The 16510-nt window shown below is 68.9% G+C and carries 16 protein-coding genes and 1 tRNA gene; 5 read left to right on the top strand and 12 right to left on the bottom strand.

Annotated elements, in window-relative coordinates:
- Positions 1–248 precede the first annotated feature (248 nt).
- From TR49_RS35640 to tgmA, 8 genes are all read right to left on the bottom strand, one after another.
- The gene (locus TR49_RS35640) at positions 249–5312 is read right to left on the bottom strand and encodes a phage tail tape measure protein (protein WP_042389704.1); all 5064 of its coding nucleotides are present in this window, start codon (positions 5310–5312) and stop codon (positions 249–251) included.
- Positions 5305–5532 (bottom strand): hypothetical protein, encoded by a 228-nt coding sequence (locus tag TR49_RS35635; RefSeq protein ID WP_042389702.1) that lies wholly within the window; start codon positions 5530–5532, stop codon positions 5305–5307. Before TR49_RS35635 ends, TR49_RS35640 begins: the two co-directional genes overlap by 8 nt.
- A 111-nt stretch (positions 5533–5643) precedes the next feature.
- Entirely contained in the window at positions 5644–6348 is a 705-nt protein-coding gene (locus TR49_RS35630) for a hypothetical protein (protein WP_042389700.1), read from the bottom strand.
- 19 nt (positions 6349–6367) lie between these two features.
- Complete coding sequence (locus tag TR49_RS35625) at positions 6368–6550, bottom strand: hypothetical protein (protein ID WP_042389698.1); 183 nt, start codon at positions 6548–6550, stop codon at positions 6368–6370.
- A gap of 44 nt (positions 6551–6594) precedes the next feature.
- On the bottom strand, positions 6595–6816 hold the full coding sequence (locus TR49_RS35620; RefSeq protein WP_042389696.1) for a helix-turn-helix domain-containing protein: 222 nt from the start codon (positions 6814–6816) through the stop codon (positions 6595–6597).
- 524 nt (positions 6817–7340) lie between these two features.
- Positions 7341–8465, bottom strand: a complete 1125-nt coding sequence (gene tgmC / locus TR49_RS35615; RefSeq protein WP_042389695.1) for an ATP-grasp peptide maturase system methyltransferase — start codon at positions 8463–8465, stop codon at positions 7341–7343.
- Positions 8462–9415: an ATP-grasp ribosomal peptide maturase gene (gene tgmB / locus TR49_RS35610; RefSeq protein WP_042389692.1), complete on the bottom strand. Its 954-nt coding sequence runs from the start codon at positions 9413–9415 to the stop codon at positions 8462–8464. Before tgmB ends, tgmC begins: the two co-directional genes overlap by 4 nt.
- Complete coding sequence (gene tgmA / locus TR49_RS35605) at positions 9412–9711, bottom strand: putative ATP-grasp-modified RiPP (protein WP_042389690.1); 300 nt, start codon at positions 9709–9711, stop codon at positions 9412–9414. The genes tgmB and tgmA overlap by 4 nt, the downstream gene beginning before the upstream one ends.
- A 515-nt stretch (positions 9712–10226) precedes the next feature.
- On the opposite strand from tgmA, the gene TR49_RS35600 reads away from it, so the two are divergent.
- From TR49_RS35600 to TR49_RS35585, 4 genes are all read left to right on the top strand, one after another.
- Positions 10227–11561: an NsdA family TPR-like regulatory protein gene (locus tag TR49_RS35600; protein ID WP_042389688.1), complete on the top strand. Its 1335-nt coding sequence runs from the start codon at positions 10227–10229 to the stop codon at positions 11559–11561.
- A 62-nt stretch (positions 11562–11623) separates the two neighbouring features.
- Positions 11624–12163 carry an NUDIX hydrolase gene (locus tag TR49_RS35595; protein WP_236653676.1) on the top strand — a complete coding sequence of 180 codons (540 nt, stop codon included), beginning with the start codon at positions 11624–11626 and terminating at the stop codon, positions 12161–12163.
- The gene (locus TR49_RS35590; RefSeq protein WP_042389686.1) at positions 12160–12555 is read left to right on the top strand and encodes an NUDIX hydrolase; all 396 of its coding nucleotides are present in this window, start codon (positions 12160–12162) and stop codon (positions 12553–12555) included. Before TR49_RS35595 ends, TR49_RS35590 begins: the two co-directional genes overlap by 4 nt.
- 537 nt (positions 12556–13092) lie before the next feature.
- Positions 13093–13335, top strand: a complete 243-nt coding sequence (locus tag TR49_RS35585) for a hypothetical protein (protein WP_042389684.1) — start codon at positions 13093–13095, stop codon at positions 13333–13335.
- Between the two features lie 176 nt (positions 13336–13511).
- Here the strand turns inward: TR49_RS35585 and TR49_RS35580 are convergent, their stop codons facing one another.
- Positions 13512–13715, bottom strand: coding sequence for a cold-shock protein (locus tag TR49_RS35580; RefSeq protein WP_042389682.1), 204 nt, complete (start codon positions 13713–13715; stop codon positions 13512–13514).
- 147 nt (positions 13716–13862) lie between these two features.
- Positions 13863–14474, bottom strand: coding sequence for a hypothetical protein (locus tag TR49_RS35575; protein WP_152627630.1), 612 nt, complete (start codon positions 14472–14474; stop codon positions 13863–13865).
- A gap of 83 nt (positions 14475–14557) precedes the next feature.
- On the opposite strand from TR49_RS35575, the gene TR49_RS35565 reads away from it, so the two are divergent.
- Positions 14558–14640: transfer RNA gene (locus TR49_RS35565), tRNA-Leu, on the top strand.
- A 46-nt stretch (positions 14641–14686) separates the two neighbouring features.
- Here TR49_RS35565 and TR49_RS35560 read toward each other — a convergent pair.
- On the bottom strand, positions 14687–15241 hold the full coding sequence (locus TR49_RS35560; RefSeq protein ID WP_042389678.1) for a DUF4352 domain-containing protein: 555 nt from the start codon (positions 15239–15241) through the stop codon (positions 14687–14689).
- Positions 15242–15406: 165 nt separating this feature from the next.
- Positions 15407–16438, bottom strand: a complete 1032-nt coding sequence (locus tag TR49_RS35555) for a tyrosine-type recombinase/integrase (protein WP_160311695.1) — start codon at positions 16436–16438, stop codon at positions 15407–15409.
- Between the last annotated feature and the right edge of the window lie 72 nt (positions 16439–16510).

Below are 16510 nucleotides of genomic sequence, written 5' to 3'. Positions count from 1 at the left end.
AGTCGGCCGCCGTAGCCTCGCTGCCTGGCTGTGCCACGCTGCTGCTCGGCCTCGCGTCGGTGATCGTCGCACTTGCCGCCTCGGTCAGTGAATTCTGGGCATCCGGGTACGGTGCACACTCTCCACCCGGGTCGTCGGAGCATCAGGTCTTCCTCTTTCGGAGCTGTTCGTCAGAGCGGTGGCCGCAGAGTCGGGATCGCGAGCGGCGTGGCGCCGCGTGGCCGCGTGACCAGGCGGCGCTTGCCGTGTCAGGTGAGTGCGACCATGTGGCGCATCAGGTCTGCGGCCTGTTCTGCGGTGGACTGCTTGGCACCGTTCAGGGTGATGTTCTTCTGGTTGTTGTGGTGGTGGACTGTGGCGCCGCTGTCGCCGTGTGCGGCGAACCGGCCTGCGGGAACGAGCCGGTAGCCCATCGCCGCGGCTGAAGCACCCAGCAGGGCCTGCGACCTTGCGGAGCCGTTCAGCGGGATCCAGGACTCTGCGACGCCGGCCTCACCGCCGAGCACGAGGGTTGGCTGGGTGAGGATGCCGCCCGTCGCCATGGCTGTCGCGGTGCCCTGCCCTGCCATCTGGGCCAGGAACTGGCGCTTGTAGTCGTCAGGTAGTGCATCGATCTGCGGCCGGATCTTCGGCACGAGAGTGAGGAGATCCGCGACGCTGATGCCCGCGGCGACGACGTCGGAGATGCCCTCGCCCGGCTTCGATCGCAGCGTGGACAGGACCAGCACCATGTTCTGCAGGTCCGTGCCGGTCAGGGTGTTGTTCTGGCTGGTCACATCGGCGTTGATCTTCGCGAGCTGGGAGGCCGACGCACCCGCAGCCTCCCTCGCGAGATCCATCGCCGACTGATCGCCCTGCTGCGCCAACTGCTGCGCCAAAGCCCCGTACCCGCGAGCAGACAGCGAAGCGAGATCCGCGGCGAACTGGCTGTTCGTCTTCGCCGACGCCGCCACCTGCGAGTCGAAATCCGCAAGCGTCGCCTTCGCCTGATCCGACACAGCCTGCAAGTTCTTCACGATCGTGTCGAAGTCCTTCTTCGACGCCTTCGCCAAAGCCGCAGTCAGCGCCGTGCCGTCCGCGCCCATGTTCTGCAAGATCTGCTCGACAGCCGCCCCACCCCGCGCCCCGACAGCGGACAGGTTCTTCCGCCAGTCCTCCGTCGCGGACAGGCTGTCGGACAGCTGCTTCTCGTAGGCGGCCAGGTCGAACCCCGTCGGCGCGGCCGAGCCCTTCGCCACACCCAGACTCACATCCGCGGCGTTCACGCTGGCCCGGGCCGCAGCGGTAGCCTTCGCCGCCGCCGTGGTCTTCGCCGCCGCAGCCTGATCCGCCGCCGCAGCGAGCTGCCTGGCCTTCGTCAGCTCCGTCTCCGCCGCGATGAGCTGGGCGTGCGTGTGCCGCCCGGAACGCACCTGCTCGAGGTGCTTCTCCGCCGCGGTAACGTACGCGTCCTCCTTCTTCCGGGTGGCAGCCTGAGCGTCAGCGGCCTTGGCCTGCGCGGCGAGAGCGGCGGTCAGCTTGGCCCACGCCGCCTGCAGCGCCTTGAGGGCGTTGTCGTAGCGCGTCATCGGGTCGCTCGCCCCGCCGAGCGCCGGAATGTTCGGCGTGTACGAGAAGCCACCCCCGGCGAACGCGCTGATGCCGCCGCCGGCGAACCAGGCGACGCGGCCGCCCATCATCCGGGCGACCTGCTCCAGCAGCGCCTTGGAGCGCGGCCGCTTGGATGCACCGAGGGGGATGTAGGCTTCGCCGCCGGTTTCGGGTTCGGCCCACATGCGCCAGGCTCCGCCGGGGGCGATCTGCGCGCTGTGGTCCTCGCCACCGTTGGCGAACCGCCGGATCGTCGGCGTGCCGCCGGGGTAGATGTTGCCGTCCGCGTTCGGCAGCAGGAACCGGCCGTTCCCGGTCGAGTGGTAGGCGACCGTGACGTCTACGGTCCTGGACTGCACCGAATTCAGTTTGTTGATGATCCCGTTCAGGGCGTTGAAGGCCTGGGTGTCGGGGATGGTGATCTCGACCTGCCGGTTCGGCAGCGTGGCGACCTTGAAGCCCAGCGCCTGGAGATCTTTGGTGGCCTGGTCGGTGATCGCGGCGGTGTGGATCGTCGCCCCTTGGTCGAGGTGCCCCTGATAGCCGGCCACGAGCATCAGATCGCTGGTCGTGGCGTCGAAGCCGCTGACGCCGAGGGTGATGGCCAGGTTGGAGGGGATGAACTGCATCTGGGCGGCGAGCTCCTTGGCCTGCGCCGCGGTCAGTCCGTACTGCTCTCCCGCCTTGACCGCCTGTTCCCAGGCGGTCTGCATGGGTCCTTCGGCTGCCTTGAGTGCCTGCGGGAGCGTCTGGCCGCTGTTCTTGGCGTAGTTGAACGTGGCCTCTGACATGCCAGCCGTTGCCGTGCTGAGGCTCTGCAGCAGGTTCCACAGGTTCTGCCCGCTCGGTGTCAGCGTGTTCAGGCTGCCGTCAGCCTGCAGGAGTGCCTTGCCGTACCCGTTGGCCTTGTCGACGCCGTCCTTGTAGGAGGAGTTGAGGTCGATGATCGCCTGGTTCTGGTTGGCGGCCGCAGCTTCGACGTCGAGCTCGCCACCGGAGAGCAGCTGCAGCGCCTGGTGGAGTGCGTCGGTCTTGGTGGTGGAGTCGGCCTCGGTTGATCCGAGGGTCTTGATCAGTGCGTTGAGCCGGTCGGTGGGGCTGGCCGTCTGGTCCATGGCCAGTTCCTGGTTCTTGTAGGCCTGGGCGGCTTTTGCCACGGACGAGCTCGTGCCGTCGATGGTGTCGCGCAGCTTCTGCGCGTCGCCATTCAGAACCGTCGTCGAGGTGCCCATCTCGTTCTGGGCCTTCGACGTCACCTGCTGAGTGGTGGCGTTCTTCTGCAGCGCATCGTTGACCTGCTTGATCGCAGCAGCGTTACCCAGCGCGGCATCCGTCAGGACTCCCTGCTGAATGCCGTACTTGGTGCCAATGTCGAACAGGCCCTGCTGCTGCAGCGTCTGCGCGGCCAGCGCCCTCGTGTTGGTCCCCAGCGCGCCGGAGTCCTGCTGGAGTGCGTTCGTGAAGCTGTCGACCTGCTGCTGCGCGGCCTTGCTCTTCTGTGCGAAGTAGTCGAGCAGCGTCATCGCGCCGCCGACAGCCAGCCCCCAGCCGCCGCCGAACACGCCGAGCAGCCCGGACGCGGCGGACTTCAGGCCCGTCAGAGCGCCGACACCAGCGGCGGCAGACAGGCCCTTCAGCGTGCCTCCGAAGCGCTCCATCCCAGACGCTGCAGGATCGATCGAAGACGTGACGCCACGGAACGCGTTGCCCATCGCCGCAAGCGCCGGCGAGCGGGCCTCCAGAGCGGCCACGTAGCCGCCGAACTTGCCCAGCTCCTGCCCGGCGCCGGCCGCGAGGACCCGCTGGTACAGCGACGCGTCGCCGATGCCCTTGAACGCGTCGATACCGGCCTTGCCGAAGTCCGTGACCGACTGCTTCATCGCCTGGATCTGCGGCTGGAACGGCCGCATCGCCAGCATGCTGATCACCGACAGCTGGATCGGGCCCGGCAGGCCAGCGAAAGCATGCGCGAGGCCGCCGACAAGCGACCCGATCGGCCCCAGGACCCCGGACAGGGTTCCCAGCATGCCGAGGCCCTCCTGCACACGGCCCTCGAACACGCCCAGCGCTCCGGCGCCGGACGTCACTGACGTGAAGACATCCTGGAAGCCCGAGTCGATCGGAGTGAGCGCCTTCTCAAGGTTCCCGAAGACCGTGCCGAGGGTCGTGAACCCTGTGATCGCGAGCGGGATCGTCGTACCCGCGATCCCGGCGAGTCCCATCTCAAGTGGACTGATCCAGCTTTCGGCATCCTTGCCGATCTGGAGGCCCGCAGCCTGAAGCTTCTTCTCCACCGACGGGCCGTAGATGTCCCACAGGTCCGTCGCGGTCTTGATGCCGCGCTGCACATACGGGATCGCGTCGGAAACCGCCGCCGACATACCCCGGGTGATCGACTCCAGGACCGGGGAGATACCGAGGTATACCTGCAGGAACGTCGAGGTGAGCTCCTTGCCCAGGGTGCGCATCGCACCACCCAGGCCCTTCGACTCCGCCGCCGCCAGCGCCGCCGCACCACCCGCACGACCGACCTGCATCGACATCTGCGCGAAAGCCGGGCCGCCACGCTCCGCCAGCGCGACGATCGCCGCCAGAGCCGGCTTCCCGAACGCGGCCGTCGCCGCCGCGGCGAACTGCTGGTTGCTCAGGTCCTTCTGCGCGGAGGCAAGCTGCGTGATCAGGTACTGCAGGCCCTTGAAGTTGCCCTGAGAGTCGAACGCCTGGATGCCCAGTTCCTTCAGGCCGTCCGCGGCCTGCTTGGTGGGCTTGGCCATGTCGACCAGCGCCGACCGCAGGGCAGTGCCCGCCGTCTCGCCGATGATGCCGGACTTGCCGAGCAGTCCCACGGCGGTCGCCGCGTCCTGCAGCGAAATGCCCATCCCGTGAGCGACCGGGCCGACGTACTTCATTGCGTAGTAGATGTCCATCAACTCGCCCGAAGCCGAGTTGGACGTGTTCGCGAGGGTGTCAGCGACCTTGGATGCGTCGCTCGCCTTGAGGGAGAACTGGTCCATGATGTCGCCCTCGATCTTCGCCGCCGTAGCGACGTCGGTCCGGGCGGCCGCAGCCAGCTGAATCGTCCCCCTGGCAGCCTTGATCGCATCCCCAGCGCTGAGGCCAGCCTTCGCGAGCTCCACCATCGCGTCCGCAGCCTCAGCAGCACTCGCGGTGGGCAGCTTCATGTCGGCGCCGAGCGACTGCGCCTCCGAGCCGGCAGCCTGCATTTGCGCCCCCGAGGCACGCGTGACCTCGAGGAACTTGTTCATGGCGTCGGTGTACTCGTTGCCCTGCTCGACGATGTCGTGCAGCCCGTACAGGATCGAACCGCCGGCAAGGAGCAGCCCCAGGTGCTGCACCGACTCCAGGGCGCCCTCGGCGCCGGACTTCACCGACTCCATGCCGTCCTTCGCCGCGGCGCCGATCCGACCGAACGCGCCCCGAGCCGCGTCAGCCTCGACACCAGAGGCCTTCACCCCTTGGCTGGCCGCCAGCGCCGCAAGCTCGCTCTCCTTGAGCGCAGCCGTACCGCCCTTCGCGCCCGCGGCGAGACCAGACAGGCCACCCTTGGCCGCGTCAGCGTCGACACCCAGCGAGCGGACGCCCTTGCCAGCCACCGTGGCGGCGTCGCCCAGCGCCACGGTCGAAGTCGCGGCGGACTTCATCGCGGCCGCGTAGCCCGGCATCTCGGCCTGGACGCGCACCTTCACTGTGCGGTCAGCCATGCTTCACCGACCCGACCTTGCAGGCGGCGAGGATGACGTCGGCGAAGGCGTGGGCGAGGGCCGGGTTGACGGCGTGGTCGGCGAGGGATCGCAGGCCAGTCTCGTCGATGTGGACGCGGAGGACACCGTCCTCGTCGGGGGCAACGCCTGCGTCGATGGCGAAGGCGGCTGCGACCTCCTGGACGGGGTCGTAGCGAGGCTCGGGCGAGGTGTCAGTCACGGGTGGGTGTCTCCGTTCTGGGCGGTCGGCGGCTCCGCAGTGGATGGCGATGCAAGGGGTCGGTGGAAAAGAGGCCAGCGCAGAGACCCCGAGACCTGCGCTGGCCAGCTCTCAGTTGCTGGTGACCCGTGGGGCAGGGACGTATTGGCGGTAGGCGGCGTCCTGCTCGGCGGCCGTGGGCAGCCAGACCCGGGCGCCGTGGTCCAGGAGCCAGCTCATGCGGATCCAGTGGTTAGTGCCCTGCCACGGCCATGGGTGGAGCTGTGAGGTGCCGACGCGCCGCCAGTCGTCGAAGACCTCGGGAGCGTTGCGGATCTCGGCGATCAGGCCCCTTGTGCCCTGCGGGTCGAGGGTCGCGCCGCCCTTGCCGCGCAGGGTCTCCCAGGACATGCGGAGGTTCGCATACTCGGTGATGGACCTGGTGAGGCCGACGTAGGCGAGGCGCACCTCCTCGGTCTCCAGGAGGAGGTCCGCGATGGATCCGGTGTGGTGAAGGTAGGGGCCGACGCGCGAGACGTGCTGCTGGAACTGCTTGAGATGGGTGGTGAGGGCTGGCTGCAGGCAGTCGGTGATGAGGGTGGTGGCGTTGCCGTAGCTTGTCGCCTGGCCGAGCCGGTCTGTCAGCTTGGTGACTGCTTGCTGGTGGGTGGCGCCGTCGATGGCGCCGTGGGGTGTGGCGTGCTGGGCGAGGAAGTCCTGCAGCTCGGCGTGGGCGGAGGTGATGGCGTCGGGCAGCGGGGCCAGGCCCTCTGTGGCCTGGATCAGCTGCGTGATCCCGAGGCTGCGGAGCGTGTCGTCGATCTCGCGGACGTACATGTCGGGGTCTCCAGATGGGTTAGCGGTATCGCCAGGCGTGGAAGCCGAGGCTGGCGAGGTGTGCGGCGATCTCGTCGTCGGTGGTGGAGGGGTCCATGAAGTGCCCGTCGGGGAAGGTCTCCACCGGGTTTGCGGCGTGGGCCTCTGCGGTGGCTTCATCGACGATGCGCCTGAGTTCGAGGTAGTCGGCGCGGTTCTGCATGGGTGACTCCTAGGGAGCGGCGCAACGGGATGAGTTCGGGCCCTTCAGGCCGCCGTGGCGGTGGTGTCGGTGAGCAGGTCGGTGAGCGCGCAGCCGAGGACGTCGGCGATGCGGCTGAGGACCGGGATGGGCGGCTGGACTGTGCCGCGCTCGTACTCGGCGACGGACCACACGCTGCGGTCGATCTGCAGGGCGAGGAGTTCGGGTCGGATGCCGGCAGCGATGCGCTTTTCGCGCAGGAGCTGCCCGGAGAAACGCTGGGCCATGGGAATGGGTCCGTCCCTTGAGCGTGAAAGCACGACGGATGAGGTGTGGAAGCACGACGGACCGGTCTTCAGTCTGGTCGGCTGGGGGGAATCCCGTTGCGGGATGCGATCTGTCCTGCTGCTCGGCGTTGCGCTCTCAAGCAGTAATCACCGGGTTGCTCTGACTTCGCCGTCTTGCTGGTGGTGCGTGTCCGGCGTTGCGCTGGACGGTTGCCCGGACGTTGCGTCCGAGCGGGTGCTTGGGCATCGCGCCCGAGCGGGTTGCCTGGGCGTCGCGCCCGGGCCGGCGGTCATTGAGCTAATGCTCGGTGTTCGTTCGTTGAGGATTTTACTACGGGGATGCCGTTATGGGAATGACGCAACGTCACGAATGTGACTCTCTGTTCTGATGCGCCCCTCGGTCAGCCCTGGAAATCTGGGCCGCACTCTCAGCCGGAACGCGACGTGGCCCCGACGCTCGAATGAGCATCGGGGCCTACGTGTTGGTGCAATGTCCCGTCCAGGAGGCTCCTGCGGACGGCAGGTTAGGACGGCCAGAAGACGGTCTGCTGGCCATCCGCGACGGAGATGCGGAACTCGGACAAGTCCGGTTGCCCGGCTACCTGCCACAAGCCGATCCGTTCCTCGACCAGGTCCCACACCCGATACGGGCCGCCCTGCCGCACGAGCCAGCCCGCACCGTCCGCGTACACCGCGGCCCACGCCCCGGCGTCGACGTCCAGGAGCACGTGCTCGGTGCGGCCGTTGCGCGGCAGGTCCAGGCGCTGCACGCGCGGTGTGGCGAGCTGCATCACGAACCGGGCCGTCCAGTCGCCCAGCAGGTCAGCGCCGACCGTCGTGGGCCGTTCCTCGCCGGCGTCCAGGTCTGGCAGCATGCCCAGCGGCGGCGGGGACTGCGGGCGCGCGAGCATGAACGAGATCTGCCCGCCGAGCAGCCGTCCCGTTGCCGTACCGTCCCGTTGGACCGTCAGCCGGGCCAGCTCCGAGGAGTACAGCCAGCCGCAGACCGTCGCCACGATCAGGCCGCCCGGGCGGACCTGCTCGATCCACGCCTGCGGGATCGTGGTGATCCCGCACGTCGCGATCAGCCGGTCGTACGGGGCACCGTCCTTATGCCCGGCGAGGCCGTCTCCGACGACGAGCTCCGGGTGGTAGCCGACCGCGGCGAGCGCGTTGCGGGCCCGCATGGCGACGTCCGCGTCGACCTCGACGGAGGTGACCAGGTCTTCGCCGAGCCGCTCGCACAGCAGTGCGGTCGAGTAGCCGGTGCCGGTGCCGATCTCCAGCACTCGCATGCCGTCCTCGACGAGCAGGTCTTCGTCCATCCGCACGACCAGGCCCGGCATCGTGCTCGACGACGTCGGCGCCCGGGAGATCCGGCCCTCCAAGTCGCCCGGCACGATGGTGCCCGCGATCTGCGTGACCAGCGACTCGTCGGCGTAGCAGCGCTCCAGCCAGCCCGGCGCGTCGGGCATCACCGGCGCCCAGGACGTCGGCGAGACCCCGGGCACGGTCTCGAAGAAGCCGCCGCGCAGGAACTCGTGCCGCGGCACCGCCTCGACCGCACGCCGCCACGCCGGGCTCTGCAGCTTCCCAGCGGCCTCCAGCGCGTCGGCCATCTTGCGGCGCAGCGCCTGGTCGTCGTTCAACCGTTGCTCCTTCGCTCCAGCAGGTCCGCCATCGCGGCGACCATCGGCAGGCCGGTCGCGGGCTCGAGCCACGCCCACTGGCCGGACGGGTTGCATTCCAGGAACCACCATTCACCGCAGTGGTCGACGGCGAAGTCGAAAGCGCCGAAGACCAGCCCGAAGCGAGCCAGGTAGCCGGCCAGCGCCTCGCGGATCCCAGCCGGCGACTGCACCACGGTGTAGGTGAGCCGCTCATAGTCGGTGCGCCAGTCCAGCAGACCTGAGTCGATCCGCACCGCGAACACGCGGTCGCCCATCACGGTGACGCGCACGTCGGCCTGCTTGTCGACAGCGTGCTGGAACAGGTGCACGGTGCCCGCGACAGCGTCGTCGATCTGGTCGGCGGTCACCTCCTGAACCTCCACGGTGCAGGAGACGCCGTCGATGCGGTACAGCGGCGCGGACAGCGGCTTGTAGATCACCCGGCCCGGGCCGCGCTTGATGAACTCCCGTGCCGCGTCCGGGCTGGACGTGACCAGCGTCCGCGGCACCCGGAAGCCGGCGTCGACGGCCGTGGCGAGCCCTGAGGGCTTGAACTCGGCGTCGCCAATCCGGTGGGGGTGGTTCACGTACAGGCAGTCCGGGAGGCTGGCGAGGATCCCGCCGAGCCCGTAGCGGGCCTGGGTGACCGCGAAGCGGGCGGTCTGCTCGTCCAGGTGGGGGAAGGTGAACCCGGACGGGCGCCGGTAGTACAGGGAACGGACGTGGGCGAGGTCGGCGGTGCGCGTGGGTGTGGCGAGGTGGCCGCAGATCCCGGCGCTGTTGATGGTGGCCGCGACGGACAAGGTGGCGGGGAAGTCCCCGGAGTCGAACCGCACGACCGGGACGCCCCGGCCGTGCAGCTCGTCGATCACCAGGTCGGTCGTGGGGTCGTCCAGGTTGGTGACGACCAGAACCGGACGGTCTGTCACTGGTCGCTGTCGTTCCCGGTGTCCTGGTCGCCGCCGCCCTGGGTGCCGTCGGACGGGTTCCCGGTGTTGGTGGCGGGGTTCGTGCCGGTGCTGGTGCCGTGGCCGGGCATTTCCATGACGGTGCCGGTGTGGTCGTAGTAGCGGCCCGTCTGGGTGATGGGGTCGAGGTCGACGCGGGCATAGGCGGGTGCCTGGGCCGGGTAGGGGGCCATGCGGCGCAGCCCCCACGGCTTCGGGGTGGTGATGCCGTTCGGCAGCGGGCTGCCGGTCGGGTAGCGGTCGGAGTGGGCGAACACGTTGCCTCCGTGGGTGTGGATGGTGGTTGGTGTGGTGCTGGCCCGCCCGGACGCTGCCTCCCCAGGGTGTAGCGGCCGGGCGGGAGTCTTATGCGGCAGGAAGGCCGCGGGTCTGGCGGTGCAGCTCGGTGCCGTCTTCGTGGCACGGGCAAGCGCAGGGCACTTTGACCCAGCCGAGGACGCGGTCTTGATAGCCGGGCGCGTGGCACAGCTGGTGCAGGTCGGGCCAGCGATCCGCGCCGGTACGACACTCCGGAGTCAGGTAGCCACGCGGCAACGGCCCTTTGCAGGTGCCTTCATCTCCACGCTGGCCTTCGCTGGCCTGCTCCCGGACCACGGCTGTCGGCCGCATCTGGCATCACCTCAATCCGTCGATGGATCAAGCGTTCCGCCGCAGATCAGGCCGCAACAGCGTGCGCAGAACCTTGGGATGCGCACCGGATTCACAACCCGTGTGAACCGAAACCAGCTACGTTCAGTCCACAGACCGTCACAGATGACAGCGGCAGGCAGCAATGGAGCCCAACACCCTGCTCGACGCCCTCCTTGACGAGGCCGGCATGTCGCACGCCGGCCTCTCCTCGCGAGTGAACAAGCTCGGCCAGGCACGCGGGCTGACGCTGCGCTACGACCGCACCGCGGTCACACGCTGGCTTCGCGGCCAGCGACCCCGAGGGCAAGCACCAGACCTGATCTGTGACGTCCTCGGCGCTCGTCTGCAGCGGCGCCTCACTCACGACGACATCGGCATGGGTAAGCCCGGCAGCGCGGTGCCCCCGAGCGGACTGTCCGGCTTCGTCGAGCGAGCCACCGCGCTGTGGCGGTCGGACCAGCAGCAGCGCCCCGACGTCCAGGCCGCGTCCGCCATCGTTGGCACGGCCGCGATCGTCCCGGTGTGGGAGTGGGAGAACCCGCCCGACGACGTCGACGTCTCGCGCCTGGGCACGCCGCGCGTCGGTGCTACGGACGTGGAGATGCTGAGGGCTGCCCGCACCCGATACGAAACCATGTACCGCGCAGCTGGCGGGGTCGCCACCAAGGGCCGCGTCGTCGGATTCCTCACCGGGCACACCGCACCGCTGCTTCGCGGCTCCTACAGCGACGGAGTGGGTCGCGAGCTCTACCGGGCGTCCGGCGGCCTGGCAGCGATCGCCGGGATCTGCGCGTACGACAGCGACGCCCAGGGTCTCGCGCAGCGCTACTTCCATCACGCCTTGCGCCTCGCGAAGGCATCCGGTGACCGGGCTTTCGGCGGCTACGTCATCGCGCTGCTGGTGAACCAGGCGGTGTTCCTCAAGGATTACCGGCAGGCGGTCGCATTCGCCGAGGCGGGTCTGCGCACTGCGGGCTCCTACATCAGCCCAGCTCTCGCGACCGACCTGAACGCGATGCAGGCCAAGGCGTTCGCGCGTATGGGCGACGTTGCCGGGGCGCACCGGGCTATGGAGCGCGCCGAGCAGGCAGCCGCCCGGATCGGCACACGCGAGGAGCCGCCCGAGACCGGGTATGTGCAGCCGGGCTTGGTCGAGGCGCAGTTCGCGGAGGCGCTGATCAGCATGGAGGACTGGCGCCCGGCACAGACCTACGCGGAGGAGGCGGCCCGGACGCAGGCGCATCCCCGCGGCCGTGTGCACCGCCTGGCCACGCTCACCACAGTTGACCTCGGTCGGCGGGACGGCGAGCAGGCCGCCGCGCACGCGGTCGAGGCTCTGGAGGCTGCCGCGGGGATGGAGTCGCAGCGGCTTCGGGACCGGTTCGTAGCGCTGCGTCTGAAGTTGGCCATGAACGGCGGGGCCGCGGCTCGGGAAGCCGTCGAACAGATAGACGCCTCCCTGTCCGTGCCGCTGTAGCCGATGCTGGCTGCGATAGCGTCGGGGACACCAGGTCCGGCGGTGATGGCGGGAGCGCGAACGTGTCGGTGTGGAAGAACCTCGGCGAGCACACCGTGTACGCCAACCAATGGTTCAAGATCAATCTTGCTGATGTAGAACTCCCAGACGGCCGCCATCTTGACCACTACCTGATGCGGCTGCGTCCTGTCGCCTTGGTCGCCGCGGTGAACGCCGATAACGAAGTCCTGCTGCTGTGGCGGCACCGCTTCATCACCGACACATGGGGCTGGGAACTCCCAGCCGGCGTCGTCGATGACGGCGAGACCATCGAGCACGCCGCCGCTCGGGAGCTCCTGGAAGAGACCGGCTGGCGCGGCGGCCCGCTGCACCCGCTCCTGACGGTGGAGCCATCCAACGGCCTCACCGATGCCCGCCATCACGTCTTCTGGGCCGAGGGCGCCGAGTATGTCGGCCATCCCGAGGATGACTTCGAGTCGGAGCGCCGCGAGTGGGTTCCGCTCGCCCGCGTCCCAGAGCTCGTGGAGAAGGGGGAGGTTCGCTCGGCGAACGCTGTTGCCGCGCTGCTCCTCCTTCACCAGCAGCGAGTTGGACGGCCGTGACTGGCCAGCCTGTAGCCGCCGCGGTGGTCGTCGCGAACGGCCGCGTGCTCCTGGTTCGGCGCGCTGTGCCCGAGGGCGACCTCGTGTGGCAGCTCCCGGCCGGGAAGGTCGAGCCGGGCGAGACCGTGCCGGAGGCGGCTGCGAGGGAGACGTACGAGGAGACGGGCTTGTCCGTCGACGCCCAGATGCTGCTCGGCTCGCGGGTGCACCCGGCGACGGGTCGGCACATGTCGTATGTGGTGTGCGCGCTGGTCACTGGTGTGGCGCATGTTGCCGACGCGGAGGAGCTGGCGGAGGTCGCCTGGGTCGCCCACGACGAACTGCCCGGGTACGTGCCGTACGGGCTGTTCGGACCCGTGCAGGACTACCTCGACCAACACCTGCCGCAGTAGGCCAGACACGACGAAGGCCCCGGCGCCCGTAGTGGGCGGCCGGGGCCTGAAGCCCGTCCTGTGGTTGTGATGAAGCGTCCAGCAGGACAGGTTGCTGAGCAGACTAGCGGTCAGCTGCCCGAGGTGATGGCGGCCTGGAGCCCGATGGCCATCGCGGCGGGTCCCACCCCGTGTCGCCGACGCCCCACCTGTTACCTAAGCCCCTACTGCCCGTCATGGTCTCCCCCTTCACGTAGGCATCACGCGCGCGGGACCTTGGGCCTCCGACCAGACTGCCGACTAGCGGTCAGCGCTGGCTACCCGGTTGCGCGGTGATCATCGCCAGCCAACTCGCCGCCGGTCGATGCCGTCAACGGCATTACAAGCTACGGAAGTTGCATGCATGAACAGGAGGGATGACACAACGACCCCGACACCCATGAATCGGGCGCAGGGCTCACCGCTGAGCGGATCGCCGGCACCTTAGTTCCCGGCAGTCTTGCGTGCCCAGCTCCCGGATGCCCATGATGATCCAAATCTGTGCGGCAGGGGGCTTCAATGGCGCAGACCTATGAGGTTGAGCGGCGCATGAGCATGTCGTTACTGATCCGCGAGTACTTCGACACGGCGTCGGCGGCGACCACCTACTTCGAGCGTCAAGTCAAGATCAGCCGCGGACTTCCCGGCGTGCGCGTGGAGATGCGCGAGTGTGGCCTCCCGGGCAGGCGGCCAAGGCTCCTGCGCAGATGGACATCCGAGGACGGTCTCACGATCGACCATCCGGAGCACGCCGCAACCTAGCCCCCGCACGTTCGGGCGAGCCCGGGCGCGTCGCACCGCCGAAAGGCTGGAGCGTGCTCAAGACTGGCCTGGCCTCCCGGCCCGCAGGCAGGGCGTGGCAGCTGCCGCCGTCGGGCGCCGCGTCCTACAGGGAGAGGCCCCGCTGTCTCCATGCGGGGCCGCTCCCTGGGCTGCGCTCAGCCGCGGACGATGTTCGCGGCCTGCGGGCCCTTCTGGCCCTGCTCGACGTCGAACGTCACGCGCTCGCCCTCGTTCAGCTCGCGGTAGCCGCCGCCGCTGATCGCCGAGTAGTGGGCGAAGACGTCGGGACCGCCGCCGTCCTGCTCGATGAAGCCGAAGCCCTTCTCGGCGTTGAACCACTTCACGGTGCCACTGGCCATGCTGATCTCCTGTTCAAGGCGAGGACGGGACCTATTCCAGCCCTCTCGGGTTGTCGCGTCCTCGAACAGCAGGTGAAGCGGTACGGCGGACAGCGAACTACGGCGATCACGCTACCTTCGCAGTGATCATCTGGCTACGCGGCGCGGTTACGACACCGTCCACACCTTGGGAGTGGCCAGACCCTCAGGCGCGTAGGCAACCAGTGACGGTCGTCGGCTTCCAGGCACGGGGAACACGATCTTCCCGCGCAGGCAGCGACCCGGCGCGACGCTCGTGTCGCCCATCGGGAACGCGGGCTTGGGGAAGCTGTCGTAGCCGGTGTCCGACGGTTGGACCTGCGTGCCGTCGCCGTAGGACAGCACCCAGGGCATGTCAGACACGGGGTCAGGCTCGGTGGACGTGCTGTCGTTGCAGATCTTCACGTCGAGCGCGGCCCAGACATACCCGTGCGAGGAGGCTCCGAAGGCGTCTTCGGGCGTGGGGCCATCGGTGGCCACGGGCTGCTGATAGCCGAGCACGGTGGTGGATCCGCTCAGGGCGCTGCCGTCGCCTTCCTGCCATCCCCATGTGCTGCCGATGGTCATGGGTGTGTCGTCGGCGGCCGTCGGGGTGTCCGGGGCTGGGCTTGCGGGGTTGGCGGCCGCCGTCGTGGAATTACTGGTGGCGGCGTCGTTGCTGCTGCCTGGGCTGGTCGAGGCGCAGGCAGCGAGGACGAGTAATGCGGCGGCGACGCCGGTGGCGGTGAGGGTGCGGTTCATCCCGGCAGCGTGCCGTAGTCGGTGCGGTGCCGTGAGTGAAGTTGCGTTGCTGTGACGGGGCCATCTGCGATCATGCTGGTCTGGCCGGGTTGGCGGAATGGCAGACGCTGGCGCCTCAAAAGCGCTTGTCCGAGAGGACGTGCGGGTTCGAATCCCGCACCCGGTACACAATGACGCCGCCCAGTTCGCCGACGCGGGGCCTCGTCGTCGGGTCAACTGGTGGGAAGGTTGATCGTGACGAGTGGCGGTTGGCTGGTGTAGATCACGTACTGGAGCTGTCCGCCCTTCGCCGACACGTCGTAGGTGGCCACGCCGGTCACGTGCTGACCTGGCTGCAGTGTCACCGTTGGGATCGCATCCGGAGCCGTCCCGGCGGTCACAGTGTTCGGGATAACCTGCCCGCTCGGGGACACCCACTGGAAGTTGCCACTGTCGAAGGCTCCTGGGGCGTTGCCGACGTTCGTCGTGGTCATCGTCACGCGCACCAGGACACCGCGGGTCGGGGGCTGGGGCGTGCCGAGGTCGATGACGCTGGACACGTAGGCAACCTTGGCGACTGTGAGGCGCATCGTTGTGCCCTGCTCGCCCGCGAACTGTGACAGGAACGTCGCGGTCTGGCCGACGCCGATCGCGTTCCCGCCCGGGGTAGGGCTGGGCTTGCTGCTGCCCGGCTGGGTTGCGATCTGGTTCGACGTCGACGATGAGCAGGCGGCGGGGGCACTGAGGATGACGATGGCGGCGAAGAGGCCAACGACGCGGCGGTCCATGAGTTCATGGTCGTTCCGACCGGCGGAGGCCGCGACCCGACATGGTTACGCCTACTCGCCGGGCTCGGCGGCCTTGACCTCGTGGGACCGCGGCGAGTGGGCACCTCGGACAAGCCAATGCCGCGGTAGGGCCATCCTGCTCGAGGCACTCCAGCGCCCTCAAGCTCATTCTTTTCGTAGCAACGGGTTGTTCCGGCGGCGGTCGTGCTGCCGGACGTACGTGAGCACCTGAGTAGACGACTTGGACCAGCGGCCGTGCTCGGCGATGAACGGGATCGGTACGCCGCGCTCAGCCGCATCCGTGGGGCCACCAGCACGCAACCCGTGCGCGGTGGTCCGCTCGGCGTCGCTGAGCCGCGCCGCCTGGGCGAGCTGCTTCACGATGTCGTTCACCGCGGCACCAGACAGGCCGTCGCCGAGGTTGCCCCACCGGTCGATGCGGCGCAGCAGCGGGCCGGACGTCACCCCGTGGCCAGCGAGGGCCTCGAGGTAGCCCCGGACGATCGCGACGGCGTCGATGTCCGGTGCCAGCTCGCGCGGGATCTCGACCTCTTCGCCCTGGGCACTCTGGTCGGTCTTGGACCGCGGCACCCACACCGTCAGCCAGTCGTCGCCGAACGTCAGGTGCTCGACGCGCACGGCAGCGAGCTCGGAGCGGCGACCCATCAGCCCGTACCCGAGGACGAGGGTCGCGGCGTCGCGGCGTCCGCTGACCGAGTCGCGGTCGCAGCTGGCGAGCATCAGCCGGAGGACGTCGAGGGTGACCGGCTTGGCTCGGCGGGTGCGCCAGCCGTCGTCGGCTCGGTCCTGCCGGTGGACCTTGACGAGCTCCAGTGCGGCCCGGGTGTGGGGCTGGCCCTCGTGGCCGGCGCGGTAGTGGGCGGTGCGGATCGCGGCGATGGCCTGGTTGAGGCTGGAGGGCGAGTACGGCCTGCCTGTGCGGGGCGACGGGGTGCGCATGAGGTGGCCGATGAACTCGGCGAGGGTCTGCGCGGTCATCGGCAGCACCGTGCGTTGCTCGGTCTCGCACCAGTCGACCGCGAGACGCCACCAGCGGTCGTAGGCGCGCTCGGTGTTCGCGGCGGTCGCGCGCTGAAGGTCCGCGATCGTCTCGCCGGACAGCTGGTGGTCACGCTCGCCGAGGAGTTCCGGAACGACGATCTGCGCCTGCTCGACCGGCACGAGTTCTGACGCCACGTCCACCCCTGTTCGCCGTATGTGCATTGCTTCGAACAATCATCCCAGACTCACCCTTGATAAGTGGGAGTT

This window comes from Streptacidiphilus melanogenes, from assembly GCF_000787835.1.
Classification (GTDB): domain Bacteria; phylum Actinomycetota; class Actinomycetes; order Streptomycetales; family Streptomycetaceae; genus Streptacidiphilus; species Streptacidiphilus melanogenes.
This window is presented reverse-complemented; position numbering and strand designations above follow the sequence as displayed.

Bases quoted from the DNA above. Each gene is read 5' to 3' on its own strand.
- TR49_RS35600 (WP_042389688.1), top strand. From the start codon at position 10,227: ATGGAGCCCAACACCCTGCTCGACGCCCTCCTTGACGAGGCCGGCATG.
- TR49_RS35620 (WP_042389696.1), bottom strand. From the start codon at position 6,816: ATGGCCCAGCGTTTCTCCGGGCAGCTCCTGCGCGAAAAGCGCATCGCT.
- TR49_RS35560 (WP_042389678.1), bottom strand. From the start codon at position 15,241: ATGGACCGCCGCGTCGTTGGCCTCTTCGCCGCCATCGTCATCCTCAGT.
- TR49_RS35575 (WP_152627630.1), bottom strand. From the start codon at position 14,474: ATGAACCGCACCCTCACCGCCACCGGCGTCGCCGCCGCATTACTCGTC.
- TR49_RS35625 (WP_042389698.1), bottom strand. From the start codon at position 6,550: ATGCAGAACCGCGCCGACTACCTCGAACTCAGGCGCATCGTCGATGAA.
- TR49_RS35580 (WP_042389682.1), bottom strand. From the start codon at position 13,715: ATGGCCAGTGGCACCGTGAAGTGGTTCAACGCCGAGAAGGGCTTCGGC.
- TR49_RS35640 (WP_042389704.1), bottom strand. From the start codon at position 5,312: ATGGCTGACCGCACAGTGAAGGTGCGCGTCCAGGCCGAGATGCCGGGC.
- TR49_RS35585 (WP_042389684.1), top strand. From the start codon at position 13,093: ATGGCGCAGACCTATGAGGTTGAGCGGCGCATGAGCATGTCGTTACTG.
- TR49_RS35630 (WP_042389700.1), bottom strand. From the start codon at position 6,348: ATGTACGTCCGCGAGATCGACGACACGCTCCGCAGCCTCGGGATCACG.